Raw genomic sequence first — 25572 nt, forward strand, 5'->3', positions numbered from 1 at the left:
GGACGGTCATGGGGTCAGCGGACCGGAGGACTTCAGGTAGACCGTCTTCGTCGTGGTGAAGAACTCCCGCGCGGCTCTTCCCTGTTCTTTCGGGCCGAACCCGCTTTCCTTGCTGCCGCCGAAGGGCACGTGCGGGTCGGCACCCGCGGTCTCGGAGTTGATGTGCAGCACACCGACGTCCAGGATCTCCATCGCCGTCGTGACGGCCCGCAGGTTGTCGGTGAAGACGGCCGCCGCCAGGCCGAAGACGCTGTCGTTGACCAGGTCCAGCGCTTCCCGGTCGCTGCCGGCCCGCCGGACGGTGAGTACCGGACCGAAAAGCTCGTCACGCCACAGCTCGTCGTCGCCGGCCAGCTCGATCACGGTCGGCGCCAGGAACGCGCCTTCGGCCCTGGCGCCGGTATAGGTGGTGCCGCCGGTCAGCACCCGGACTCCCGGCCGATGGGTGGCTTCCGTGACCGCGGCCAGGACGCCATCGCGAGCCTCGCGGGAGACCAGCGGTCCCATTTCGACGGCGGCGTCGACCGGGTCTCCGACGGTCAGTGCCGCGACCCGCTCGGTGAGCAGCTCGAGGAACTCGTCCGCGATCGCGTCGGTCACGATCACTCTCGACGTCGCCGTGCACTTCTGGCCGGTGGCGCGGAAAGCGCCGGCCAGCACCTGGTCCACGGCGAGTTCGAGGTTCGCGTCGCCGAGCACCGCGGCCGCGTTCTTGCCGCCCATCTCGGTCTGGACGGGCCGGGAGAGCGTCCCGCACCGCTCGATCAGCCTTCTGCCGATCGCCGTCGAGCCGGTGAAGGTGACCCGGGAGATGCCGGGATGCTCGGCCAGCCGGGCACCGAGGGCGCCCTCGCCGATGAGCAGGGACAGCACCCCGGCCGGCAGTCCGGCGCCGACCAGGGCTTCGGCGAGACGCATCGCGAGCAGCGGCACGGTGCTCGCCGGCTTCCACACGACGGTGTTGCCGTAGGCGAGGGCGGGTGCGATCTTCCAGGCCGGGATGGCGATCGGGAAGTTGAACGGTGTGATGACCGCGACCGGCCCCACCGGACGATGCATCAGCTGGATCTGCTCCCCCGGCCGGGGCGAGGCGTAGACCTCCCCGACCGGCCGCGACCCCTCCGAGGCGTAGAACCGGAAGATCTCCGCGGCCCGGCGCACCTCACCGACTCCTTCGGCGCGGGTCTTTCCCTCCTCCCGCGCCAGTTCCTCGCCCCACGCACCGGCGTGCAGATCGAGCACGGCGGCCGTACGGGCCAGCACCTCACCACGAACCGGGAACGGGGTCGCCGCCCACGACGGGAATGCCTCGACGGCGCCGCGGACGGCGGCGTCGAGCTCCTCCTCGCCGGCCAGGGTGCCCCGGGCGACGATCTCGGCAGGGCGAGCCGGATTCGTGTCGAGGAGCTCGGCTCCCGCGGGCTCGCACCACCGGCCCGCGACGAGATGCCGGAGCGAGACTGCCGGCGGCGCGGTGACCGACAGCGTCATGCCGGGCTTCCGACGGCGGCCGCCGCCCTGGCCAACGCGGCCCGCGCGCGCAGGCCGGGCAGCACGTCGGCGGTGAACTGCTCGAGGAACCGGTGCTGGTCGCCGCCCGGGCCGTGCAGCACGAGGTCGGTGAAGCCCAGGTCGAGATAGCTACCGATCCGCTCGATCACGTCGCCGGGATCGTCGGAGACGATGAACCGGGTGTGCGCGCGGTCCACATTGGCGTCGGCGAGACGTTCCATCTCGAGGGGATCCTCGACGCCGGTCTTCTGCTCGGAGGTGAGCGCGAGGGCGGCCCACCAGTGGCAGTTCGTTCGCGCCTGCTCGATGTCGCGGTCGTAGGAGACCTTGATCTCGATCATCCGGCGGAGCGCGCCCGGATCGCGGCCGGCTGCCGTGGCCCCCTCCGCCACGTTGGCGAGCAGGGTCCGGTACAGCTCGGGGTCCTTGCCGCTCGTGCAGATGAACCCGTCGCCGACGCGGCCGGCGAGCTTCGCCGCCAGCGGCCCGGATGCCGCGACGTAGATGGGCACCGGCTGGTCCGGGCGGTCGTAGACCGTGGCCTTCTCGGTGCGGTAGTAGGTGCCTTCGAAGTCGACGCGTTCCTCGGTCCAGAGCCGCCGCATCAGCGTGATCGACTCCGCGAGCCGCAGCCGCCGCTCCTTCGGGCCGGGGAACTCGGCTCCCGTGGCCGGGGTCTCGTTCATCGCCTCGCCCGAGCCGATCCCGAGCACGACCCGGCCGGGATTGAGCGCACCCAGCGTGCCGAAGGCCTGCGCGACGATGGACGGGTGGTACCGCAGGGTCGGCGTGAGCACGCTCGTCGCCAGTACCGCGTGCCGGGTGGCGCCGCCGAGCGCGCCGAGCCAGGTCAGCGCGTTCGGCGCGTGGCCGCCGTGGTGCCGCCAAGGCTGGAAGTGGTCGGACACCGCGATCATGTCGAGCCCACGGTGCTCGGCCTCGACGGAGAACTCGAGCAGCTCCCGTGCGCCGAACTGTTCCGCCGATGCCTTGTAGCCGATCCTGATGCCGTCACCGGCCGTGCTGGTCACGTGCTGTCCTTTCCCGGAAGGTGCTGCTAGAAGAGGTGGTTGTGGCCACCGAAGACCTCGCTGACGGAGTCGTCGGTGAAGATCCGCCGGATCGAGTCGGCGAGCAGTGGGGCGCACGACACGACGTGCACGTTGTCCGGCGCACCGGGCCGCAGCGGGATCGAGTCGGTGACCACGATCCGTTCGAACGGCGACGCCGCGAGGTTCTCGTAGGCGCGGCCGCTGAAAACCGGGTGCGTCGCGGCGGCGAACACGCGCGCCGCGCCGGCCCGCATGACGGCTTCACCGGCGGCCCGGAGCGTGCCCGCGGTGTCGATGATGTCGTCGACGATGATCGCGGTCTTGCCTCGGACGTCGCCGATGACGTGCCCGATCTCGGCGACCTGCTGCTGCGGCCGCTCCTTGTCGAGAATCGCGAGTCCCGCGCCCATCCGGGTGGCGAACTGCTTGTTGAGCTTCACCCGCCCGGCGTCCGGCGCGACCACGACGAGGTCGTCGGCTCCCCCGAGCTCGGAGAAGTGGTCGGCCAGCATCATCAGCGCGGTCATGTGGTCGACCGGCCGGTGTGAAAAACCCTGCAGCTGCCCGGCGTGCAGGTCCATCGTCAGCACCCGGTCGACGCCCGCCGCCTCCAGCATCCGGGCCACCAGTCGCGCCGAGATGGGCTCCCGCGGCGCGGATTTCTTGTCCTGCCGCGAATATCCGTACCACGGGGTGACCGCGATGACCCGGTGTGCGCTGGCGCCGACGGCGGCGTCGACCATCACGAGCAGTTCGAGCAGGGCGTCGTTGGCGTTGACGCCGGCCTCCGGGTTGGAGCACATCGGCTGCACCAGGAAGACGTCCGCCCCGCGGATCGACTCCTGGAACCGGCAGTACACCTCGTCGTTGGAAAAGGTCTTGAGCGTCACCGGCCCGAGGCCGACGCCCAGTTCGGCCCCGATCGCCCGGCCCAGCCCCGGATTCGCCCGGCCGCAGAACAACATCAGCCGTTTGCGGTAACCCAGGGGCAGGCTCGTGTCGATGGCCGCGGTCGTGCCGACGCTCATCCCGCCGCCTCCGATGACGCACGAGTGTCCATCAAGGACCTTCCCAGCGCGTACGCCTCGCGCAGATCGTCGCCGTCGTAGCAGACAGCCGCGCGCTCGCGCAGGTTCGCGTTGCAGTTGACCCCGACCGTGTGGGTCAGGCGGTCGAACAGCAACGTGTCGGAGGTCGAGTCCCCGTAGGCCACGCATTCGGTTTCGGTGAGCCGCAGCTCGTCCAGCAACCGGAGCGCGATGTCCACCTTGTCCTGCAGGGTCAGCAGGAGGTCCTGGGTGGTCGGCCGTCCGGGCAGCACCTGGGACCCGAAGGTGTGGTGGGCGCCCCAGCCTTGCAGGCGCCGGACGAAGAAGTGCGGCGACTGCGAGATGACGGCGATGTGCTCGCCCCGGCGCACGATGTCCTCGAAGACCTCGGGCACACCCTCGATCCAGGCCGCGGCGACGAATGCCGCGTCGATTTCGGACTCGGGGACGTCGGCCCACAGGGGCAGCATCGCGTCCCAGAAGCCGATGTCACTGATCTCGCCCGCCAGCCACGCCCGCTCTATCCGGTCGGCGGGCTCGAAGACACCCAGGTGACGAGAGAGCTCCACCGAAGCGGCCCCGCGCAGCAGGGTGCCGTCCATGTCGAAGATGTGCAGTCGGGTCATCAGTGACGATCTCCAGGTTCGTGTGGAAGCGGGCGGGCGCCCGCCGCGGCCCGTCCGGCCGGGCCGCGGCGGGGCACCGCGGATCAGGTGGCTGTCGTGCTCAGGCTGTCACGGCCAGCTCACTCGACACCGTACGCATCTGCCCTACGTGGTCGATGTAGTACGACTCGGGGACCTCCTTCTCCGCGTTCGCGATGACCTCGGTGAAGTCCCACTTCTTGAGCAGCTTCCCGTTGCGGAACACCGGCTGCAGCACGTTTTCGGACTCGGGGATCGAGCCCTTCGGCACCGTGGTGTAGACGCCGTCCTCGTACTTGAGCGCCAACCGGCCCTTCTTCGACGCCTTGAACGACGCCCCGGTCGGTGCCTTCGCGATGTCGCGCCACTCCCCGTTGACACAGACCGCACTGGCCTTCTGGCCGAAGTTCATGGTGTCGCGGTTCCAGTGCTGCAGGAGCCCGCCGCCCATGCCGAAAACGGCGTTGTCGGCGGCCAGGCCGCGGCGCTCCATCTCCATGTACACCTCGGGCAGGCTGTGGAAGTTGACCCCGTCCCCCTGCACCACCCGGACGAACGGCGGCAGGACCTTGAAGCCCTTGCTGTTGACCTCGTAGCCGAAGGCGTCCATCAGCCACTCGGTGGTGTCCGCGGTGACCTCCACGATGTCCCCGGAGTCGGGCCGGACGCCGACCAGGCCCGGGAAGCTGCGGATCTGTTCCCTGAGCTCACCGCCGATGATGTTCTTGACGCAGTTCTCGTGGTCGTAGGTGTCGGTGAGCAGAAGCGCACAGCCTTCCTTGGCGTACACGGTCAGCATGTTGCGCAGCGCGTCGGTCTCGTGCTCGCGGCCCCAGGCGCAGAATCCCGCGTGCTCGGAGTTCGGACCGGAGTTGGAGACCTTGCCCGCGTTGTAGAAGTGTTTGGCGGCAAGGATTCCGGGGACGGTGTCGCTCTGGTCGAAGTTGACCAGGTGGGCGAGGCCACCGAGCGCGGCCGACTGCTGCGAGCTGACGCCGCGCGCGCCGTAGTCGTGGAGCGTGTTGCGGATCACCTGCGGGTTGTCCGAGGTCCGCGCCAGCGCCTCCTTGATGACCATTTTGGACAGCCAGCTGACGGTGCCGATGGTGGTCGGGTACCAGACGGCCCGCAGCAGCGCGGTCTCGAAGAAGCTGGTCGCCCAGTAGTACTTCGGGTCCGTGTTGATGACCTGGACGAGCACGTTGCGCGCCGGCAGGACGGTGCCCTCCGGGATCGCCTCGATCTCGACCGGCAGGAAGCCGTCGTGGTCGTTGAGGATGCCGAGCCAGTTCTCCCGGTTGAAGTGCATGCCCTGCTCGCGCACCACGAACTCGGCCTCGTCGATGTCCTCGAGGGTGATGGGCCGCATCAGGTACTCCCGCAGGAACGCCTGCAGGCCGACGAACTGGGTCACGGGGAACTCGCCGCCACGGGACTCGACGTAGCTCGAGACGTACTCCGTGCCCGGCGGGTACAGCGGGTAGTGACAGTGCTTGTAGTTGTCGGTGTTGATGATCAGGTTGTCGAGGTAGCCCATCGAGTTCGCTCACCTTCTACGAGATTCGTTTCTACCGACCGGTCCGACTGCCCACTTGAAGCACGACCGAAGTGGCGCCGAGGTACGTGATTCCGGCGGGATGACCGTGGTTACGAGCCTGTCCCATCCGGTAGGTCTACCGCCAGGGTGAGGCGCGACCCGCAACACGATTTTAACGATTCTACTGTGACAGCCACCATAGGTCGAGTAAAAAATTACCCCATTTGCCGCGCCAACAGCTGGTCCACCGAGCCCTGACCGTCCACACGGAACACCTCCTTGAGACGTTGATCAGGGAAAACGGGAAAAACGGAACCAATCACCGGATCCGTGAACCTCCGGAGACACCACCGCGACAGCTCGGCGATATAGAAACGTTTCTATTTCCGTTATGAAAACGACCGAAAGCCACCAGAGGGCGTCATCAGACGGAGTCGAGCGCCGCACGAATCGCCGGTTCGTCCGGCATGCCGTCGCGTGCTCCGACTGCGGCCACCGACAGCGCGGCGGCCGCGTTCGCCACTCGCACAGCCGGGACGAGAGCCTCGCCCGCGGCCAGTCGCGCGGCGAGCACGCCGTTGAATGTGTCGCCGGCGCCCGTGGTGTCCCGGACCGTGGCCGGCCTGGGCGGAAGATGTTCGGTGGCCGAATCCGGAGCGACGACCAGCACGCCGTCACCGCCCAGCGTCACGACCACCGCGGCTCCCGTGTGCTCGCTCAGGCCCCGGGCCTGAACCTGCACATCGGCGCCGAGAGGTCTCTCGTTCCTCACGGCTTCGGAGAGTGTGGCGAGCTCCCCCGCGTTCGGGGTGAGCAGCGGACCGTACTTCAGCAGATCCGCGACCACGGGAGTCACCGGAGCCGGGTTCAGCACACACGGAATTCCCTCGCCGGCCGCGATCTCGACCGCCGCGCGCACCGCGGCGGCGGGAATCTCCGTGCTGACGAGAACGCAGCCGAGATCGGGCAGTGCCGCCTCGATCGCCGCGCGGACGTCGCCGGCGGTGACGCGGTCGTTCGCGCCGGCACCGACGGCGATCTGGTTCTCACCGGACTCGTCCACCACGATCAGCGCCACGCCGGTGGCCACGCCGGGACGAACGGCCACGTCCGCCACCCCGATACCCTCGGCGCGCAATTCGGCCAGCGCATCACGGCCGAAATCGTCGTCGCCGACAGCCCCGACATAGCGGACGTGGGCACCGGCCCGTGCCGCCGCGACGGCCGCGTTGGCCCCCTTCCCGCCGCCGTGCCTGCCCACCGCGGGCCCGACGACGGTCTCGCCAGGACGCGGCAGTCGCGGAGCCGTGACCACGAGATCGACGTTGACCGCACCGACGACCACGACACTCGGCGTGCTCATCGGGCGTCATCCGGCGGGCAGACGGTCTCTCGCAGTTGGACTGTCGTCGCCAGCTGACCGGTCACGGTGCTCTCCTTGCTCTCGAGCAGATCGAACAGGGCGGTGGCCGCCCGGTAACCCATGTCGCGCGCGGGCTGCCGGACACTGGTCAGCCGCGGGGTGAGCAGCGCGGAGATCGGCATGTCGTCGAAGCCCACGATGCTCACGTCCTCCGGCACCCGCAGCCCGGCCGACTTGCAGTACTCGATCGCCCCGATCGCCATCAGGTCGTTCGCGCACAGCAACGCCGTCTTCCGGGACCCGGCCGGACCCGCCAGCGCCTGCTCGGCCAGCGCCGCGCCCGAGGCCTGGCGATAGGTGCCCGCGAACACGGGCACCGAGTCCGGGTCGATCCCGGCGCCGGCCAGCGCCTCGCGGTACCCCGCGAGACGCTGCTGCGCCGTCCACAACGCCGGCGGCCCGCCGATGATGGCGAGCCGCCGGTGCCCGTGGTCGAGCACATGGGCCGCGACCTCCCGCGCTCCCTTCCGGGAGTCGCAGACGACCGCGGGCAGGTCCATCCCGGGGATCTGCTCGTCGACCAGGACGACCGGCCCGGAGCGGGCCAGCTGGTAGATCGACGCGGGCATGGAACCGGTGCCCGACAGGTAGATCACGCCGTCGACCCGCTGACTCCGCAGCAGCTTGCCCTGGCTCTCCTCGGCCTGTTCGACGGCGTCGGGGACCACCAGGACCACCAGGACGTCGCGTGCCGACGCGGCTTTCTGCACGCCCTCGGCCACCATCGCGAAGAACTGGTTGGTCAGTTCGGGGATCACCAGTCCGATGGTCGAGGCCGACCGCCGCTTGAGGCTGCGGGCGGACTCGTTGGGCGAATACTCCAGCAACCGGATCGCGTCCAGCACCCGGTTGCGGCGGTCCGGCGCGACCGGACCACTGTCGTTCAGCACGTAGCTGACCGTGCTCACCGACACGCCGGCATGTTCAGCGACGTCCTTCATTGTGGGACGACGGCGGGCAGTCACCGAGCCACCTCCTAGGCCTGGGCGCCTGCGGCCCAGGTGAGAATAGAGGTCCACAGCTGCTGGTAGTGCGGCCAGCCCACGAACTCGGGCGGAGCCCAGTGCGGGGCGAGATCCGAGGCGAACGCCACCGACCGCCCCGAGCCGACCTCGCCGACGACGAGCAGGGGGTCGTCCGCGGTGTGTGCCACGACAGTGGCGTGCGGTTTCGCCGTGAGCCGGTTGTAGCCGAGCAGCAGCGGCCATTCCGACGGCGTCCCGCCCAGCACGGCGTGGCCGGGCTGATCGAACTCGGCCTTGACGCCCTCGGGCACCTCGACGCGGTCGTCGTGGTCGAGCATCGTCACCGGCAGCACCGGCGCCAGCGGGCTCATCCCGTAGCGCGCGCGGCCGTCGAACCCGGTGAACGACATGTACCCGCCGATCATCACCAGGCCACCACCGCCGCGAGTCCAGTCCGCGAGGACGGCGAGCTTGTTCGCGCTGCGCTCCGAGCGCAGGAACGTCTCGTCGGAGAGCAGGAACGAGTTCGAGCCGATGTCGCTGAGCACCACGACGTCGAACGCGTCGAGCTCCTCGGCTGTTTTCGGGAACCTGGCCGAGATCTCGTGGGCCCGCACGTAGGTCACGGCGAAACCCGCGCGATCCAGCGCGGCGAGGAACTCCCCCGCGCCTTCCTCGTACTCGGTGGTGTGGAACTGGTCGAAGCCCTTGAGGTGGATCGTGTTCTTGATCCAGGACTCGCCGGCGACCAGTACGCGCAGCGGCCCGGATCCGGTGCCGGAGTTCGTCATAGGAGGCGGTCCCCCACGTGTCCGGGCAGCGACCGGGTCTCGGGCATCGCGATGGTGTTGATCTCCCGCATGTCCCAGCCGATCATCTTGTCCGGTACCAGCTCGTAGTAGCTGCGGCCGGCGACCTCGCCGAACTCGGCGTACTGCTCGGCGTACGGGTGTCCCACGTAGAAGTACTTGTCGAAGACCAGCCGCCCGAGTGTCGCGAGCAGAGCGGAATCGGTCACCTTCCGCATGGTCCCGCTGATGCGCACGCCGCTCACGGTGGCGTACTCCTCGCCGCTGTCGACGAGCGCGGACAGGGCGCGGCCGGCCTGGAAGTTGGCGCCGTGCCGGCTCGCGGCGTCGATCGGCAGGTAGATCTTCTGCTCGTGCACCACGAACCACAGTGGCGACAGGTAGATCGTCGAGTCCTCGTTGAGCGTGGCGACGCGGATGGTCCTCGCCCGCGTCAGGTACGCCCAGCGCTTGTCGCCGCGCAGGGGCTGCAGCTTGCTCGCGGTAATCGGCTTGACGGACATGTTCAGCTCCTCAGTGCCTTCAGCTCGGCGCTGTACTCAGCGGCTTCGACCAGGCCGGCGCGCGGCGACGGACCGGAGCTCCAGAAGAAGACGAACTCCACGCCGGTCGCCTCGAGCGTGTACTTGTACCCGGCGGGCAGGTAGATGTGCTCGCCCTCGCCGGCCTCCAGCACGATCTTGCGCCCGTCGGCGTCCTCCACCACCAGGTGGATCCTGCCCTTGAGCACGTAGTGCGTTTCGTCGAAGTCCTTCTGGTCCCAGTGGTAGGGCAGATGATCGGGCTCGCCGTAGCAGTAGCCCTGACGGAAGTACCGGGCGTCGTCGCGTTCGCGGGACAGGAAGATCGCGGTCGTGATCCCGGAGTTGAACTCGAGCCGGGGCATCTTGTCTATCTCGTCGGGCACGATCACCCTGGGATAGCGGCGCGCGTTGGGCGCTGCGGGGTCGTAGTCCGCCACCGTGTTCTCCCCTTTCCTGAGCCGACCGGGCGCGGCGCCCGGCCGGGGTGAGTCAGTAGTTCGGAACGGTTCCACTCTGCGGCGTTTCCAACAGGTTTCCGCAGTTGAACCCTTGGTTGATTCGTTTCTATCCTAACCAGAATGCCCCACTTCCGGTCAAGACCCGAAATCCCACGGCCCCACGCACCCGAAGAGGTGCAGGTCCTGACATTCCTGGTCAGCTCGAGACCGAGCGCGAGCCGATCGCACCTTGACCAACCCCAGGCGGAAACCTAGTCTTCATATAAACGATTCTCGCCCCTCAGGAGTACCACTATGCCTTCGGACGACACCGCGCTCGGATCGCTCCGCGTGCTGGACTTCTCCCGGGTGCTGGCCGGGCCGTTCGCCACGATGATGCTCGCCGATCTCGGCGCCACCGTGCTGAAGGTCGAGCGCCCCGGCGCGGGTGACGACACCCGCTCCTGGGGCCCGCCCTACGACCCGGCCGGTGAAGCGACCTACTTCCAGTCCGTCAACAGGAACAAGACGAGTGTGGCCCTCGACCTGGGCACCGCCGACGGCGTGGCCGCCGCCCGCGCCGCGGCCTTGGAGGCCGACGTCGTGGTCGAGAACTTCAGGCCGGGCGTGATGGACCGGCTGGGGCTGGGAGCGGCGCAGCTGCGCGCGGCCAACCCGCGCCTCGTCTACTGCTCGATCACCGGGTTCGGCTCCCGGGGCGGGGCGGCGCTGCCGGGCTACGACCTGCTCGTGCAGGCGGTCGGCGGGCTGATGAGCATCACCGGCGACCCCGACGGCGAACCGCAGAAGGCCGGCGTCGCCCTGATCGATGTCCTTTCCGGACTGTTCGCCACCGTGGGCATCCTCGCCGCACTGCGGCACCGGGAGCAGAGCGGCAGCGGCCAGGTGGTCGAGGTCGACCTCCTCTCGAGCCTGCTGGCCGCCCTGGTCAACCAGGGTTCGGCGTTCACCGCGGGCGGCGTGGTTCCCTCGCGGCTCGGCAACAAGCACCCGAGCATCGCGCCGTACGAACTGCTGCCGTGCGCCGACCGGGACCTGGTGCTGGCGGTCGGCAACGACCGTCAGTTCGCGGCGCTGTGCGAGGTGCTCGGCGACGCCTCGCTCGCGTCGCGGGAAGAGTTCGCGACCAATCCCGAGCGGGTTCGCAACCGCGACCTGCTTCGCGCCGCCCTGGAAAAGCACCTGGCTCAGCGCCCCGCAGCCGACTGGGTCGCCGATCTCACCGTGGCGGGAGTGCCGGCGGGCGTGGTCAACGACATCGCGGGCGCCTTCGAACTGGCCGCCCAGCTGGGACTGTCCCCCGTCGTCGACCTCCCGCGGCCGGACGGGTCCACGGTCCGGCTCACCCGGAACCCGATCGGCCTGTCCGCGACCCCGCCGCGGTACGAGACCGCACCACCACCGCTGCCCGGCCGGGCAGCCCCGCAGTGGCCCGGCCGGCCAGATCGTTCGTAGTTCCCGGCATGCCGCGGCGTGGCCCCGGAGAGATCCGGGACCACGCCGCGCGTGCGGATGGGTCAGCTGCCGTAACCGAAGATCGACTTGACCTCCAGGAACTCCTTCAGCCCGAAGTCCGAGTACTCGCGGCCGTTGCCCGACTGCTTGTAGCCACCGAAGGCGCCGGCGAAGTCCAGGCCGTTCCCGTTCACGTGCACCATTCCGGTGCGCATCCGGCGAGCGACCGCGCGAGCCCGTTCGACGTCCGCCGACGAGACGAAGCCCGACAACCCGTACACGGTGTCGTTGGCGATCCGCACGGCATCGTCCTCGTCCTGGTAGGTGATCAGGGTGATCACCGGACCGAAGATCTCCTCCTGCGCGATGGTCATGTCGTTCGTGACCCCGCTCAGCACCGTCGGCCGGACGAAGTACCCCTTGTCCAGGCCCGCCGGCCGGCCCGGACCGCCGGCCACGAGGCGCGCCCCCTGGTCGAGGGCGCTCTGGACGAGCCGCTGCACCTTGTCGTAGGCGGCCTGCGAGATCAACGGCCCGATGGTGACACCGTCGTCCTCGGGATGCCCGACGGTGATCGCCTCCGCCGCCTTCGCGGCGATCGCCTCCGCCTCGGCCAGGCGGGACTCCGGGATCAGGAACCGCGTGCCTGCGTTGCAGGACTGGCCGGAGTTGGCGCAGACATCGCCCATGTCGCGCGGGATCACGGTGGCCAGGTCCGCGTCGTCGAGCAGGATGTTCGCCGACTTGCCGCCGAGTTCCTGGGCGACACGCTTGACCGTCGGTGCGGCACTCTTGGCCACCTCGACGCCGGCGCGGGTCGAGCCGGTGAACGACACCATGTCGATGTCGGGATGCGCGGTGATGGCCGAGCCGACGGTGGGCCCGTCCCCGTTGACCAGGTTGAACACACCCGCCGGCACGCCCGCGTCGTGCAGGATCTCGGCGATGAGCACGGCGTTGAGCGGCGCGAGCTCGGACGGCTTGAGCACCATGGTGCACCCGGCCGCCAGTGCCGGCGCGATCTTGGCGCAGATCAGCAGGGGCGGCCAGTTCCAGGGCGTGATCAGGCCGCAGACCCCGATCGGCTCGTGCCTGATCATCGTCGACCCGCGCTGCTCCTCGAACTGGAAGTTCTTCAGCGCGTCCAGCGCGGACGCGAACTGCCCCAGCCCGGCCCCCACCTGAGCGGTCCGCGCGAGCCCGGCCGGCGCGCCCATCTCCGCCATCAGGACCCGGGCCAGCTCATCCCCGCGGCTCTGGTAGACCTCGATGATCCGTTCGAGCAGCGCGATCCGGTCGGCCACCGACGTCGTGGAGAACGTCTCGAAAGCGGCCCGCGCGGCCTTCACGGCGCGGTCCACGTCCTCGGCGCTCCCGAGCGCCACCTTCGCGATCGCCCGCTCGGTCGACGGGTCGAGCACGTCCAGCGTCGACGAGCCCAGCGGCTCGACCCACTCACCACCGATGTAGAAACGATCAGCTTTCTGCATCCTCAACTCCTCGGTCGACTCCTCCACCGGCGCCATCCGGCTTGACCTCCTACCGAACCACCGTGGAAAGCTTTATGAACTCAGACGATCCGCTATATGCCCAGGTCCCTGCAGTTTCATCTCAAGTCTGCGAGCCGGGGTATATAATCGTTTCTATACGATAGCGGCTGTAGCTGGACAGGTCAAGGTGGTCACGCTGCCGGTCACCGGGAGCCGCGCCGGCCGGTCCTTGCCGGCGACATGCACGGAGCGGCCGTCCTGGTACCCGGCGAGAACTCGCTTCCAAGGTCACGTACGTCGAGCTGGTCGCCGTCCGTGACGACCAGACGGGCATCGGATTCGATCGCCTGGCGCAACCGCACCCCGGCGCTGAGTGTCGGCACGAGCCAGGCGCCGCGGGCGGCCATCATCGCGACTGTCTCGTCGCCGAGCAAGAGGCCGTGTCGATGACGGGCCATTCCGCGAACGGCCCGCCGTACCCCTACGGGCTGGGACCGGACGTCACGATCGGCTCGGCCGCCGCGACTCCTGCCGTCCCCTCGGTGACGCCGGCTGCTCCGGGTGCGGGTGCCGTACTGCCGATTCCGTCCCTGTCGTGGTTGTGCGCGCTCTTCCGGCGCCGAACGTCCGGGGCCTGAGCGGGCGCTGCCCGCACGCTGTCCGGTAGACCTCCTCGTAACGGGCCGCCATCAGCGTCACGTCGAACCGCCGGCGTGCCTCCAGGCGGCAGCGCCCTGGCTCCAGCGCCGCGGCCTTGTCCAGCGCGGCAGGCAGTTGCGCGACCTCGTCGCAGATGAAGCCGGTCGCGCCGTCGGTGACGATCTCGGGCACCGACCCGCGCCGGAGGGCGACCACGGGCGTACCGCACGCCATGGCCTCGATCATGACCATGCCGAACGGTTCCTCCCACTGGATCGGGAACAGCAGGCAGCGTGCCGCGCCCAGCAGTTCGGTCTTCTGGCGCCACGAAGCCTCACCGAACCACTCGACGCCCTGCCCCAGCCGCGGTTCGACCTCCTGGCGAAAGTACTCCTGCTCCGCAGGCTCGCTCCACTTTCCCGCGATGACCAGCCGGACACCCGCAGCCCGCGTCGCGTCGATGGCCTGGCACAGCCCCTTGTCGGGGCACATCCGGCCGAGGAACACCGCGTGGTCCCCCTTGTCGGCCCGAAAGGGGAAATCAGCGACCCGGACAGCATTGTGGACGGTCGCCGCCCAGTCGATCTCCGGCGCGGCCGTCCGCTGGGCGTTCGAGATCGCGACCAGGTGGACGTGCCGCGACATCGTGCGGTAGTAGCGCGCGAGGTCGCCGCGCACCGGCCCGTGCGCGGTCACCACCGTCGGGGTTTCCCGCCCTCGGGCGAGCAGCGGCCCGGCCAGCGTGTGGTCGTGGATCACGTCGACGTCCAGGTCGTCGAGGATGCCCGGCAGCGCCGCGGCGTGCACGATCTCCGGCAGCGGGTCGCCGAGCCGGTGGCCCTGCGGCTGCCGGTAGGTGGCGACGAACCGCGCGCTCGTGCCGTTGCGGCCGGCACCGACCAGTACGACCTCGTGCCCGCGCAGGATCAGCGCCTCGATGAGGTCCCCGCACACCGACTCGATGCCCCCGTAAGCCGGGGGCGGGATCTCGAACCACGGTGGGGCGATCATCGCGATCCGCAAGGGTTTGCCGCTCATACCGCGTCCCGGACGGCAACCGCCAGGTCCTCGCGCACGTCGAACGTGTCCCGCAGGCTCAGCAGGTCCAGCGGCCTGCGCACCGCCCACGACGGGCGGGCGACCCGCAGCGTCACCCCGATGCGGGGCGCCAGGTCGCGCACGTTGAGCAGCACGGCGAGCCCCGCCGCACCGAGGAAGCGGACCTCGTGCAGGTCCAGCACCAGGATCCGGGGGCGCACCTCGAGCTGCCTGCGCACCGTGGCGGACAGCGTCGGCACGGTGAGCAGGTCCACCTCACCGACGGCCTCGACCACCACCACGCCGGTCGCGGGCCACAGGACCCGGACGCGGAGCAGTTCCTTGTCACCCGGCTCGTCGATTCTCTTTCGCACGGCGAAGGAACAAACCTGCTCGAGCAGCCCCACGGCCATCTGCCACCTCCTGTCGGATACCGCCACCCCGGCGGCACGAACGATTTTGCTTGCCCCACAAGTGGTCGGCTTGGGCACGGCAGCGCCAAGCGGGCGAGGAGAATCAACCCTGCGGGACCATGCACGCGCCCCTGTCGGGCCGGATCATCGAGCTGGACGACAGCGGCGAACCACCGGAAGGAGAATCGCTTGACTGCCGGAGTCGAGGAAACCGCGGAGGTGCCGGCACCCGGAACGGTGACTCTCATCGAAGGAGCGACGTTCTGCCTGTCCTCGCTCTCCGGCGACATCGTGCCCGGACGTGCCGAAGGGCTCTTCGTTGCCGACACCCGGATCGTCTCGGGCTGGCGCCTGGAGATCGACGGCGTGCCGGTGGAACCACTCACCACGGTGGAGGACGAACGCTTCCGGGTGACCTTCGTCGGCCGGACACCACCGAGGAGCGGCTTCGGCGACAGCACGATGATGGTGTTGCGGCGCCGCTACGCCGGCGCGGGCATGCGAGACGACGTCGTGCTGCGCAACCTCGGCCGCGAGCCCGCCGGGGTGGTCGTGACCGTCGCCGTGGAGGTCGACTTCGCGGACCTGTTCGAGGTCAAGGAGGGCCGGGTGCGCTCGCACATCGGTGCGAGCGTCGACGTGCTGCCCGGGTTCCTCTGTTATTCGCAGTCCCAAGGCGCGGACACCAGAAGGGTCCGGATCAGCGCCACAGCCGACCCGCTGATCACGCCCGGCCTGCTCACGTTCCACGCAGTGGTGCCCGCCCACGGCGAGTGGTCGACGTGCCTCGCGGTGCAGGCCGCGATCGGCGACCGTCCCGTCCCGCCCCGGTACCGCTGCGGCGAACCGGTCGAGCACACCGAGCCCGCGCGGCGGCTGCGTGCCTGGCGGCTCGCGAGCCCCGCCGCGTCGACCTCCGACCCCGCGCTCGCCCGCGCGCTCACCACGAGCAGCGAGGACCTCGGGGCGTTGCAGATCGAGGACCCCGAGCATCCCGACTGGCGCGTCGTCGCCGCCGGGGCGCCGTGGTTCATGGCATTGTTCGGGCGAGACTCGCTGCTCACCAGCTGGGCAACGCTGCCGATCGACCAGCAGCTGGCGCTGGGCACGCTGAAGACCCTCGCGCGGTACCAGGGCACGAAGGTGGATCCGCTGACCGAGGAGCAACCGGGCCGGATCCTGCACGAGGTCCGGCTCGGGCGCGAGTCCGACCTGCCCGTGGGGCACGGGCGTGCCTACTACGGCACCGCGGACGCCACCCCGCTGTTCGTGGCGCTGCTGGGCGAGCTGCACCGGTGGGGCCTGCCCGGGAACGAGCTCCGCGAACTGCTGCCCGCGGCCGACCGCGCGCTGGAGTGGATCGAACGCTACGGCGACGCCGACGGCGACGGGTTCGTCGAGTACCAGCGCGCCACCGATCGGGGACTGGTCAACCAGGGCTGGAAGGACTCCTTCGACGGGGTGAACGACTCGACGGGCCGGCTGGCCGAGGCGCCGATCGCCCTCGCCGAGGTGCAGGCCTACGTCTATGCCGCGTACCAGGCGCGGGCGTCGATCGCCGCCGCCCTGGGTGACGCCACGACCGCGACGGCCTGCGAGGGGAAGGCCGCTGCGGTCAAGGCGGCGTTCAACGAGCGGTTCTGGCTGCCCGGGCAGGGCTGGTTCGCGATGGCGCTCGGCCGCGACAAGCGGCCCGTGGACGCGCTCGCCTCGAACATGGGCCACTGCCTCTGGTGCGGCATCGTCGACGAGGACAAGGCCGCCTCGGTGGCCAAGCACCTGCTCTCGCCGCCGATGTGGAGCGGGTACGGGGTGCGGACACTGGCCACGACGATGCCGCTCTACAACCCGATCAGCTACCACAACGGCTCCGTCTGGCCCCACGACAGCTCGATCGTCGCGGCCGGGCTCATGCGGTACGGCTACGTCGAGGAGGCGCAGCGGATAGCACTCGGCCTGCTCGACGCAGCCGAGCACTTCGGCGGCAGGCTGCCCGAGCTGTTCTGCGGCTTCGACCGGACGGAGTTCCGGCGCCCGGTGCCCTATCCGACATCGTGCTCGCCGCAGGCCTGGGCGGCCGCCGCTCCCGTTTCGCTCGTGCGCACCCTGCTGCGGTTCCAGCCCGACCTGCCGAACGGGCGGATCACGCTCGACCCCGCGGTGCCGGAGCGGATGCTGCCGCTGCGCGTGGCGAACGTGCCGCTGGGCGAGGCCCGGCTGGCCGTCGAGGTCCGGGCCGACGGCTGGCAGGTCGACGGCCTGCCGGACGGGATCACGGTGGCGCGCTGAGCGCCCAGGGCTGGCTGGGTGCGCTGGGCGCTCAGCGCACTCAGCCCTGGGCGCCCAGCGTCACCTGCAGCTGTGGCCGGTCCTGCCCGCGCGCCACGACCACCGGGACCCGGTCGCCCGGCTTCATCCCCCGCAACGCACCGAGGACGTCCTCGACCGCGTGCACCTCGGTGGACCCGATGCGCGTGAGCACGTCGCCCGCGCGGATGCCCGCGGCGTCCGCCGGCGAGCCCGGGTCGACCGCCAGCACGAGCGCGCCGTGGTCGGCCTGGACGCCGAGGCGCTGCTGGATGTCGGGCGTCAGTGGGGCCAGCGAGACACCGAGGTACGGGTGGACCGCGTGCCCGCTCGCGAGCAGCTGGTCGGCGATACCGGCGACGGTCGCCGACGGGATCGCGAAACCGAGGGACTCCGCGCCTGCCGAGGGTGGGATGTAGGCCTCGTTGATCCCGATGACCTTGCCCGCCACGTCGAGCAGCGCGCCACCGGAGTTGCCCGGCGAGATCGCCGCGTCGGTCTGGATGAGATCGACCAGCGAGCGGGAATCGGTGCCGGAGCCGGGAACCGCGCGATGCAGTGCGGAGACGACGCCCTGGGTCACCGAGTTCTGGAACCCGAGCGGGCTGCCGATCGCGAGTGCGGTGTCGCCCGCCCGCGGCAGGTCGGTGCGGAAGACGGCGGGGGGCAGGCCGGTGCGCACGGTCCGCACCAGTGCGAGGTCGGTCACCGGGTCGGTGGCGGTGACGGTGCCCGGCGAGGAACTGCCGTCCGCGTAGGTGATCGTCACGGTCACCGTGGTCCCCACGACGTGCTGGTTGGTGACCACGACGTCGGGCTGGTAGACGACGCCGCTGCCCAGCCCGTCCGGGGTGCGGACGGTGACCACGCTCGGGGTGACGGCGTCGACGACGCTCGCGAAGCCGGTGCTGATGCTGCCGTTCTCGGCCACGGTGGCGGGCACGTCCACCTTCGCGGGCTCATCGTGTGCGGTGCAGGCGCCGAGCGCCAGCAGGGCCGCTGTGCCCGCGACGGCGGGCGCTCGGCGCCAGGAAGCCATGTTCGTCCTTTCTGGGGACTGTTTCAGGAGTGGTTTGCGGGCCGGTGCGGTAGCGGTGCAAGCTGACGGCACAGGAGCAAGCGGCTCCGCCGCTTATGAGACACGCTCTAGCTGCGAGAGCCCGACGTCAGCCCGTGGAACTCGCTGGGCAGCTGGCTGATCACGTCGTCGAACTCGCCGGGACTGACGGCTTCGCGCAGCGTGGTCATCACGGCGACGACACCGGTGTTCGCGACCGCGCGGCTGACGCCCGCCCTGGAGGCGACCCGGCGGACGAACTCAACGAGGCTGAAGGCCTCGGCGGGCTCGTCCTCGCCCAGCAGCGGCGTCTGCAGCTCGACGGGCAGCTGGGCCGCGAGGTCACGCGCCTCCCCGCCGGTGATGCGCTGGGCCAGTGTGGCCAGGGTGGCGCGGGTGACGGCTTCGGCGTCGGGCCAGGAGATGCCGGCGCGTTCGGCCACCCGGGTGAGGAACTGATCCTGATCCATGTCCTTCACTGTGCCTGCCGGGGGTTGCCCGCCGCGTCGCGCCAGTAGGCCGATTTCCGGCGGCCGATCCCGCCCCGCCGAGACGAACAGCTCGTTGAGCGCCTCCTCAGCGCGCTCGGGTGAACTGTTCCAGATACCGGTGCAGCAGGTGCACCGCCATGGCGCCTTCGCCGACCGCGGAGGCGACGCGTTTGGTCGAGCCACTGCGGACGTCGCCCACCGCGAAGACACCCGGCCACGTCGTCTCCAGTGCGAAGGGCGCCCGGCCCAGATGCGTCCCGCCGCCCAGCGCCTCGGAACCGGTCAGCAGGTAGCCCCGCTCGTCGACCGCGAGGGCGCCGTGCAGCCACGCCGTGCCCGGCAGGGCGCCGATGAACACGAACAGGTTCGGGGTGGCGAGCCGCCGGGTGCGCCCGGTTTCCTTCTCCCGCACGGTGATCTCGTCCAGCACCGGTCCACCGTGGACGGCGCAGACCTCCGTCCGCAGCAGCGGTTCGATCCGGGGATGCTGCTCGATCCGGTCGACGAGGTAACGCGACATGCTTTGGCCGAGGGCCTCGCCGCGCACGATCAGGTACACCCTCGGCACGCGCCCGGCGAGGAACACCGCGGCCTGTCCCGCGGAGTTGCCGCCCCCGGCGATCGCGACCGGACGGCCCCCGCAGGCGAGCGCCTCGAGTTCGGTGGCGGCGTAGTACACGCCCGCCCCCTCGAAACGCTCGATACCCGGCACGTCGAGCTTGCGGTACCGGGCGCCGGTCGCGACCACGACCGCGCGGGCGTTGACCGATACGCCGTCATCGAAACCGACGGCGTAATGCCCATCACACCGCTCGATGCCGGTGGCCCCGGCCGGCACGGTGAGCTGCGCGCCGAACTTCCCAGCCTGCAACACCGCCCGTTCGGCCAGCTCCGCCCCGGAAATGCCCGACGGGAAGCCGAGGTAGTTCTCGATCCGGGACGAGGTGCCCGCCTGCCCGCCGGCCGCGACCGCGTCGGCGATCACCGTGCGCAGCCCGTCCGACGCGCCGTAGACGGCGGCGGCGAGCCCTCCGGGCCCGGCGCCCACGACCAGCAGGTCGATCAGGCCCGGCTCACGCGGCAGCCGCCGCAGTCCCAGCAGCCGGGCCAGCTCGTCGTCGCCCGGATTGCGCAGCAGGCGCCCGCCCAGCACGACCACGGGCGTGTCCCCGGTCGACAGGCCGAACCGGCGCAGGGTCGCCTCGGCGCCCGGGTCCTGCTCCACGTCGATCCACCGGTGCGGCAGCCGGTTGCGGGCGGCGAACTCGCGCAGCCGCCGTGCGTCGGGCGAGTAGCAGGAGCCGATGATCCGGAACCCGGCGCCCTCGTGGATGAGCAAGGAGCGGCGCACCAGGCAGGCCCGCAGGATGAGGTCCCCCAGCACGGGGTTCGAGGCGACGATCCGGCGCAACCGTGCCACCGGCACGACCAGCACCTCCGCGGGCACACAGGCCACTGTGGACTGGAACGCCGGCTGGCCCGCCAGCAGGCCCAGCTCGCCGAGGAACCGGCCCGGCCCGTGCACCCGCACGACTTCGGGGCGGCCGCCGGTGTCCTCGACCACGCCGATCCGCCCGCGCAGGATCACGTAGCAGTCCCGGCACGGCTCACCTTCGGCGAACAGGACCTCGCCGGGGGCGAGCGCGCGGCGCTCGCCGTGCTCGGCGAGCAGGGCCAGTTGCCCGTCGCTCAGCCGCGGGAAGGCACCTTGGTCGTCGGGGGTCTCCTGCTCCGGACAGCCGGCGGGCAGCGCCGCCATCAGACCATCGTCTCGTGCACGTAGCACCACCGCCAGTTCTCCCCCGGTTCCAGCGAACGCACGATCGGATGGCCCGCGCCGTAGGCGTGCCCGCGCGCGTGCCGCATCGGCGAGGAGTCGCAGCAGCCGACGTGTCCGCAGGTCAGGCACAGCCGCAGGTGCACCCACGGCGTGCCCAGCCGCAGGCAGTCCTCGCAGCCGGAGGATCTCGGCTCGACGTCGCGGACGGCGGCCAGGTGCGGGTCGGTGAGCACCGGGTTCATCGCGTCACCGCCTCGACCGGTCCCCAGTTCCGCAGCACGAACGCGGCCGCCTCGGCGCCTTCGCGGGCGACCACGGGGCCGCCGTCCTGGGCGGCGAAGGTGGCCCCGAGGTCGCGGGACACCATCCGCATCGTCTCGTCGGCGAGCACCTCGTTCTCCCGCAGACATTCGCCGAGCTCACCGGCGAGCTGTGCGAGCACGACGTCCGACAGCCGTCCGGACGACTCGGGCCAGAGCCCGAACACCCGGAAGTACCGGCAGAAGAGCGCGACCTGGTCCCGCCCGCGGGAGATCAGCAAGGCCGCCTCGACAGCCCGCTCCCCCGTGGGATGCAGGTGCGCGTACCGGGTTTCGCCGAGCCTGCCTCGCAGCGGGCAGGCGGCGGCGGTCACTACGGACGGGTTCATCATTCATTCACTCCTGAGCTCCAGTCGGTTGTCTTCCGGCGAGCGCGTGTTCCACCCACTGGCGCAGGACCGGCACCGGGGCCGCGCCCGTCTGGCGTGCGAGCAGCTCCCCCTGGTCGAGCAGCAGCAGGGTCGGCACCGCCTGCACCGTGAAGCGCTGCGAAAGGCCGGGGGCCTCGTCGACGTTGATCTTGACGAGCTTGAGCCGTCCCGCGAACTCCCTGGCGAGCTGTTCCAGTGCCGGGCTCACCATCCGGCACGGGCCGCACCAGGGCGCCCACAGGTCGGCGACGACCGGGATCGTCGCCTGCTCGGCGACCGCGGGAAAGTCCTGTTCGCTCGCCTCGACGATCCATGGCAGCGGCTCGTGGCACTGCCCGCAGCGCGGTTTACCCGGTGCCGCCGCGGGGACGCGGTTCCAGTGACCGCAGTGCTCGCACCGCACCGTCGTCCTACCGGTGGCCATCGTCGTCCCTCTACTGTGGACCGAATCGCAGCGTGAGCTCGCCGTCGGCGACGTCGAGGCAGATGCGCTGCCCCGGGCGGACCTCGCCCCGCAGCAGTGCCCGCCCGATCCGGGTCTCGACGTCGTGAGACAGGTACCGGCGCAACGGGCGGGCCCCGTAGACGGGGTCGAACCCACGCTCGGCGATGAGGCGGCGGGCCGGCTCCGTCAGCTCGGCTTCGATCCGCTGCTCGGCAAGGCGGCTGCGCAGCTCCTCGAACTGCAGGTCGACGATCCGGGCCAGCTGCTCGATGCCCAGCGGCTTGAACAGCACGATGTCGTCGATGCGGTTGAGGAACTCGGGCCGGAAATGCCGCCGCAAGGCCGCCATGACGCGGTCGCGCGCCTCGGGCTTGATCTCGCCGTCGCCGGTCGCGCCTTCCAGCAGGTACTCCGACCCGATGTTCGAGGTCATGATCACGATCGTGTTCCGGAAGTCGACCGTCCGCCCCTGCGAGTCGGTGATGCGCCCATCGTCGAGGACCTGCAACAGCGTGTTGAACACGTCCGGGTGGGCCTTCTCGATCTCGTCGAACAGCACCACGGAGTAGGGCTTGCGCCGGACCGCTTCGGTGAGCTGGCCGCCTTCCTCGTACCCGACGTAGCCGGGCGGGGCTCCGACCAGTCTGCTGACGGTGTGCCGCTCCTGGTACTCGCTCATGTCGAGCCGGACCATGCTCTCCTCGGTGTCGAACAGCGCGGCCGCGAGCGACTTCGCCAGTTCGGTCTTGCCCACGCCGGTGGGGCCGAGGAACACGAACGACCCGATGGGCCTGCGGGGGTCGCGGATGCCGGACCGGGCGCGGATGATCGCGTCGGCGACGAGCGTCACCGCCTCGTCCTGCCCGATGACCCGCGACCGCAGGATCTCGTCGAGCCGCAGCAGCTTCTCGCGTTCGCCCTCACGCAGACGGGAGACCGGGATGCCGGTCCACGCCGCGACGACCTCGGCGATCTCGTCCTCGGTGACCACCTCCGGCAGCAGCCGGTTCTCCCCCTGCCGCGCGGACAGCCGCTGCTCCTCCGCGGCGAGTTTCCGTTCCAGCTCGGCGAGTTCGCCGTAGCGCAGCTCCGCCGCGCGGTTGAGGTCGTAGGCACGCTCGGCCTCCTCCGCTTCGTGCCGCACTCGTTCGAGGTCGCGCCGGAGTTCCTGAACGCGTTTGATGGACCGCCGTTCGGCCTCCCACTGGGCTTTCTTGGCATCGGCCTCCGCGCGCAGGTCCGCCAGCTCCTTGCGCAGCTGGTCGAGCCGCGCCTTGCTGGCTTCGTCGGTTTCCTTGGACAGCGCGGCTTCTTCGATCTCCAGCCGGGTCACCCGCCGGGTCAGCTCGTCCAGCTCCGCCGGCATCGAGTCGATCTCGGTCCGCAGCCGCGCGCACGCCTCGTCGACGAGGTCGATCGCCTTGTCCGGCAGGAACCGGTCGGTGATGTAGCGGTGCGACAGGGTCGCCGCCGCGACGAGCGCGCCGTCGTGGATCTTCACGCCGTGGAAGACCTCGAACCGTTCGCGCAGCCCGCGCAGGATCGAGATCGTGTCCGCCACGTCGGGCTCGTCCACCAGCACCAGCTGGAACCGGCGCTCCAGCGCGGCATCGGTCTCGATGTGCTTGCGGTACTCGTCCAGCGTGGTGGCACCGATCATGTGCAGCTCGCCGCGGGCGAGCATCGGCTTGAGCATGTTGCCCGCGTCCATCGCGCCTTCCGCCGCACCGGCCCCCACTACCGTGTGCAGCTCGTCGATGAACAGCAGGATGCCGCCTTCGGCCGCGGTCACCTCGCCGAGCACTGCCTTGAGGCGTTCCTCGAACTCGCCGCGGTACTTCGCCCCGGCCACCAGCGCGCCCATGTCGAGCGCGAAGATCGTCTTGTCCCGCAGGCCCTCCGGTACGTCGCCGGAGTGGATGCGCTGCGCGAGGCCTTCCACGATCGCGGTCTTGCCGACCCCGGGGTCGCCGATGAGGACCGGGTTGTTCTTGGTCTTGCGGCTGAGGATCTGCACCACACGCCGGATCTCGCCGTCCCGGCCGATCACCGGGTCGAGCTTGCCGGAGCGGGCTTCGGCCACCAGGTCGCGCCCGTACTTCTCCAGCGCCTCGTAGGCCCCTTCCGGGGTCGCGGAGGTGACCCGCTGGTTGCCGCGCACGCCGGTGAGCGCCGACAGGAACGCATCCCTGGTCACCCCGTGCTCGGCCAGCCGCCGCCCGGCCTGGGCGGCCGCGCCCTCCTCGAGGAGCGCGAGCACGAGGTGCTCGACGGAGACGTACTCGTCCTTGAGCCGGTCGGCCTCGCGCTTCGCGGACTCCAGCAGCCGCGCCACGCGGCGGCTGACGTAGACCTGTCCGGGTTGCGCGCCCGCCCCGGTGACCGCGGGGCGGCGCGCCAGGTCCTGCTCGACCGCCGCCCGCAGGGCGACCGGGTCCGCGCCCGCCTGCTCGAACAGCCGCGGCACGAGGCCGCCGGGCTGGTCCAGCAGGGCGAACAGCAGGTGCTCGCCGTCGACCTCGGCGTGGCCGAGACGGGAGGCCAGTGCCTGGGCCTCCTGCAGCGCCTCCTGGGACTTCTGCGTCAGCCGGTTCACGTCCATCGCGTGGCGCCCCTTTCCGCGAGCGCCGTTTCCAGCTCCTGGATCCGGGCGAGCAGGTCCAGCACGAGGCCCACGCCCGCGTAGTTGAGCCCGAGTCCCGCGCGCAGCCGCTGGATGCGGGCGATCGTCGCGGGCGCGGTCAGCGGGAACCACAGCTCGCCGCCGGCGTCACGCGAGGCCTCCAAGAGGCTCAGCGCGACGAACCTGCGCACCAGCTCGGGATGCAGTGCCGCGCGTCGCGCCACCGATTCGAGCCGCAGCCTCGGGCGGGTGGACAGCGGGTAGCTCATCAGTGTCCCCTTCTCGGGTCGAAGTCGGATGCGGCGGCCAGCTCCTCGAACAGCTCGCGTTCGCGGGCGGTGGGCCGGGGCGGCACCATGATGCGGATCTCGGTGAACAGGTCGCCCGGCCTGCCGCCGGGGTTCGGCATGCCCTCGCCGCGCAGGCGCAGCCGCCTGCCGCTGGACGTGCCGGGCCGCACGCGCACCTTCACCTCGCCGCCGGGGGTGCTCACCGGCACGTGCGCGCCGAGCGCCGCCTCCCAGGGTGCGAGCGGCAGGACGACGTGGATGTCCCGGCCCTCGAGCCGGTACCGGGAGTGCGGCGCGATCCGGACCCGCAGGAGGAGGTCCCCCGCCGCGCCGCGCCCCCGGCCTTGGCCGCCCTCACCGGGCAGCCGGATGCGCTGCCCGTCGGTGACCCCGGGCGGGATGGTCACCTCGTACTCCCGCCCACCGCGGCCGTCGACGCTGACGCGCCGCTTCCCGCCGCGGTAAGCCTCCTCGACGGACAGCACGAGCTCGGCTTCCTGGTCCGCGCCCGGGATCGGGCCGAAACCGCCACCCGACCCGAAGATGCTGCCGAAGAGGTCCTCGAAATCGATACCGCCGCCGTCGTCGGGTCCGAAGTGCACGGACCGGCCGCCGGCGCGGCGCCGTCGTGGCCCGGCGTCCGCCATGTCCTCGGGAATCTGGCGGAAGTCCGGGCCGAACCGGTCGTAGCGCCTGCGCGTCGCCGGGTCGGACAGCACCTGGTAGGCCTCGTTGATCTCCTTGAACCGGTCCTCCGCGCCCGGATCGTGGTTGATATCGGGGTGGTAGCGGCGCGCGAGCTTGCGGTAGGCCTGCTGGATCTCCTCGGTGCCCGCATCGCGCGACACACCGAGCGCCTCGTAGAAGTCCCGGGCCACCG

General features: G+C 70.6%; 24 protein-coding genes. 2 read left to right on the forward strand and 22 right to left on the reverse strand.

Annotation, left to right across the window (positions count from 1 at the left end):
• Positions 1-6 precede the first annotated feature (6 nt).
• The 10 genes from LWP59_RS25720 to LWP59_RS25765 form a co-directional block, all read right to left on the reverse strand.
• Complete coding sequence (locus LWP59_RS25720) at positions 7-1491, reverse strand: aldehyde dehydrogenase family protein (protein WP_144633647.1); 1485 nt, start codon at positions 1489-1491, stop codon at positions 7-9.
• Complete coding sequence (gene fgd, locus LWP59_RS25725; protein ID WP_229858204.1) at positions 1488-2543, reverse strand: glucose-6-phosphate dehydrogenase (coenzyme-F420); 1056 nt, start codon at positions 2541-2543, stop codon at positions 1488-1490. The genes LWP59_RS25720 and fgd overlap by 4 nt, the downstream gene beginning before the upstream one ends.
• Before the next feature lie 26 nt (positions 2544-2569).
• On the reverse strand, positions 2570-3592 hold the full coding sequence (locus LWP59_RS25730; protein ID WP_229858206.1) for a ribose-phosphate diphosphokinase: 1023 nt from the start codon (positions 3590-3592) through the stop codon (positions 2570-2572).
• Positions 3589-4239, reverse strand: a complete 651-nt coding sequence (locus LWP59_RS25735; RefSeq protein ID WP_144633644.1) for an HAD family hydrolase — start codon at positions 4237-4239, stop codon at positions 3589-3591. The genes LWP59_RS25730 and LWP59_RS25735 overlap by 4 nt, the downstream gene beginning before the upstream one ends.
• A 100-nt stretch (positions 4240-4339) precedes the next feature.
• The gene (locus tag LWP59_RS25740) at positions 4340-5794 is read right to left on the reverse strand and encodes a nicotinate phosphoribosyltransferase (RefSeq protein WP_144633641.1); all 1455 of its coding nucleotides are present in this window, start codon (positions 5792-5794) and stop codon (positions 4340-4342) included.
• A gap of 424 nt (positions 5795-6218) precedes the next feature.
• The gene (locus tag LWP59_RS25745) at positions 6219-7157 is read right to left on the reverse strand and encodes a PfkB family carbohydrate kinase (RefSeq protein ID WP_144633638.1); all 939 of its coding nucleotides are present in this window, start codon (positions 7155-7157) and stop codon (positions 6219-6221) included.
• Positions 7154-8158 carry a LacI family DNA-binding transcriptional regulator gene (locus tag LWP59_RS25750; RefSeq protein WP_144633635.1) on the reverse strand — a complete coding sequence of 335 codons (1005 nt, stop codon included), beginning with the start codon at positions 8156-8158 and terminating at the stop codon, positions 7154-7156. Before LWP59_RS25750 ends, LWP59_RS25745 begins: the two co-directional genes overlap by 4 nt.
• Before the next feature lie 35 nt (positions 8159-8193).
• Positions 8194-8973 (reverse strand): glutamine amidotransferase, encoded by a 780-nt coding sequence (locus LWP59_RS25755; protein WP_144633632.1) that lies wholly within the window; start codon positions 8971-8973, stop codon positions 8194-8196.
• A complete protein-coding gene (locus LWP59_RS25760) occupies positions 8970-9494 on the reverse strand; it encodes a pyridoxamine 5'-phosphate oxidase family protein (protein WP_144633629.1) in 525 nt (174 codons plus the stop codon). The genes LWP59_RS25755 and LWP59_RS25760 overlap by 4 nt, the downstream gene beginning before the upstream one ends.
• Before the next feature lie 2 nt (positions 9495-9496).
• Positions 9497-9952 carry a hypothetical protein gene (locus LWP59_RS25765; protein ID WP_144633626.1) on the reverse strand — a complete coding sequence of 152 codons (456 nt, stop codon included), beginning with the start codon at positions 9950-9952 and terminating at the stop codon, positions 9497-9499.
• A gap of 315 nt (positions 9953-10267) precedes the next feature.
• Between LWP59_RS25765 and LWP59_RS25770 the strand changes: the two genes are divergently transcribed.
• Entirely contained in the window at positions 10268-11428 is a 1161-nt protein-coding gene (locus LWP59_RS25770) for a CaiB/BaiF CoA transferase family protein (protein ID WP_144633623.1), read from the forward strand.
• A gap of 62 nt (positions 11429-11490) precedes the next feature.
• Here the strand turns inward: LWP59_RS25770 and LWP59_RS25775 are convergent, their stop codons facing one another.
• The 3 genes from LWP59_RS25775 to LWP59_RS25785 all read right to left on the reverse strand — a co-directional run bounded on the left by LWP59_RS25775 (position 11491) and on the right by LWP59_RS25785 (position 15008).
• Positions 11491-12918: an aldehyde dehydrogenase family protein gene (locus LWP59_RS25775; protein WP_144633620.1), complete on the reverse strand. Its 1428-nt coding sequence runs from the start codon at positions 12916-12918 to the stop codon at positions 11491-11493.
• Between the two features lie 501 nt (positions 12919-13419).
• The gene (locus LWP59_RS25780; RefSeq protein ID WP_229858208.1) at positions 13420-14595 is read right to left on the reverse strand and encodes a glycosyltransferase family 4 protein; all 1176 of its coding nucleotides are present in this window, start codon (positions 14593-14595) and stop codon (positions 13420-13422) included.
• Positions 14592-15008 carry an STAS domain-containing protein gene (locus LWP59_RS25785; RefSeq protein WP_144633617.1) on the reverse strand — a complete coding sequence of 139 codons (417 nt, stop codon included), beginning with the start codon at positions 15006-15008 and terminating at the stop codon, positions 14592-14594. The genes LWP59_RS25780 and LWP59_RS25785 overlap by 4 nt, the downstream gene beginning before the upstream one ends.
• 189 nt (positions 15009-15197) lie before the next feature.
• On the opposite strand from LWP59_RS25785, the gene LWP59_RS25790 reads away from it, so the two are divergent.
• Entirely contained in the window at positions 15198-17297 is a 2100-nt protein-coding gene (locus LWP59_RS25790; protein WP_186383053.1) for an amylo-alpha-1,6-glucosidase, read from the forward strand.
• A 40-nt stretch (positions 17298-17337) separates the two neighbouring features.
• On the opposite strand, the gene LWP59_RS25795 is transcribed toward LWP59_RS25790, so the two are convergent.
• The 9 genes from LWP59_RS25795 to LWP59_RS25835 form a co-directional block, all read right to left on the reverse strand.
• On the reverse strand, positions 17338-18354 hold the full coding sequence (locus LWP59_RS25795) for a S1C family serine protease (protein ID WP_144633614.1): 1017 nt from the start codon (positions 18352-18354) through the stop codon (positions 17338-17340).
• 107 nt (positions 18355-18461) lie between these two features.
• A complete protein-coding gene (locus LWP59_RS25800) occupies positions 18462-18842 on the reverse strand; it encodes a DUF2267 domain-containing protein (RefSeq protein WP_144633611.1) in 381 nt (126 codons plus the stop codon).
• A gap of 106 nt (positions 18843-18948) precedes the next feature.
• The gene (locus LWP59_RS25805; protein ID WP_144633608.1) at positions 18949-20622 is read right to left on the reverse strand and encodes an FAD-dependent oxidoreductase; all 1674 of its coding nucleotides are present in this window, start codon (positions 20620-20622) and stop codon (positions 18949-18951) included.
• Positions 20622-20885: a UBP-type zinc finger domain-containing protein gene (locus LWP59_RS25810; RefSeq protein WP_144633605.1), complete on the reverse strand. Its 264-nt coding sequence runs from the start codon at positions 20883-20885 to the stop codon at positions 20622-20624. Before LWP59_RS25810 ends, LWP59_RS25805 begins: the two co-directional genes overlap by 1 nt.
• Positions 20882-21295 (reverse strand): hypothetical protein, encoded by a 414-nt coding sequence (locus LWP59_RS25815; RefSeq protein WP_233921929.1) that lies wholly within the window; start codon positions 21293-21295, stop codon positions 20882-20884. The genes LWP59_RS25810 and LWP59_RS25815 overlap by 4 nt, the downstream gene beginning before the upstream one ends.
• Before the next feature lie 4 nt (positions 21296-21299).
• Positions 21300-21758, reverse strand: coding sequence for a thioredoxin (trxA, locus tag LWP59_RS25820; protein ID WP_144633599.1), 459 nt, complete (start codon positions 21756-21758; stop codon positions 21300-21302).
• 10 nt (positions 21759-21768) lie between these two features.
• Positions 21769-24381 (reverse strand): ATP-dependent chaperone ClpB, encoded by a 2613-nt coding sequence (gene clpB, locus LWP59_RS25825; RefSeq protein WP_144633596.1) that lies wholly within the window; start codon positions 24379-24381, stop codon positions 21769-21771.
• Positions 24372-24671: a chaperone modulator CbpM gene (locus tag LWP59_RS25830; RefSeq protein ID WP_144633593.1), complete on the reverse strand. Its 300-nt coding sequence runs from the start codon at positions 24669-24671 to the stop codon at positions 24372-24374. The genes clpB and LWP59_RS25830 overlap by 10 nt, the downstream gene beginning before the upstream one ends.
• Entirely contained in the window at positions 24671-25570 is a 900-nt protein-coding gene (locus tag LWP59_RS25835; protein WP_144633590.1) for a DnaJ C-terminal domain-containing protein, read from the reverse strand. Before LWP59_RS25835 ends, LWP59_RS25830 begins: the two co-directional genes overlap by 1 nt.
• Positions 25571-25572 lie beyond the last annotated feature (2 nt).

Origin of the sequence: Amycolatopsis acidiphila (genome assembly GCF_021391495.1) — a bacterium.
Lineage (GTDB): Bacteria > Actinomycetota > Actinomycetes > Mycobacteriales > Pseudonocardiaceae > Amycolatopsis_E > Amycolatopsis_E acidiphila.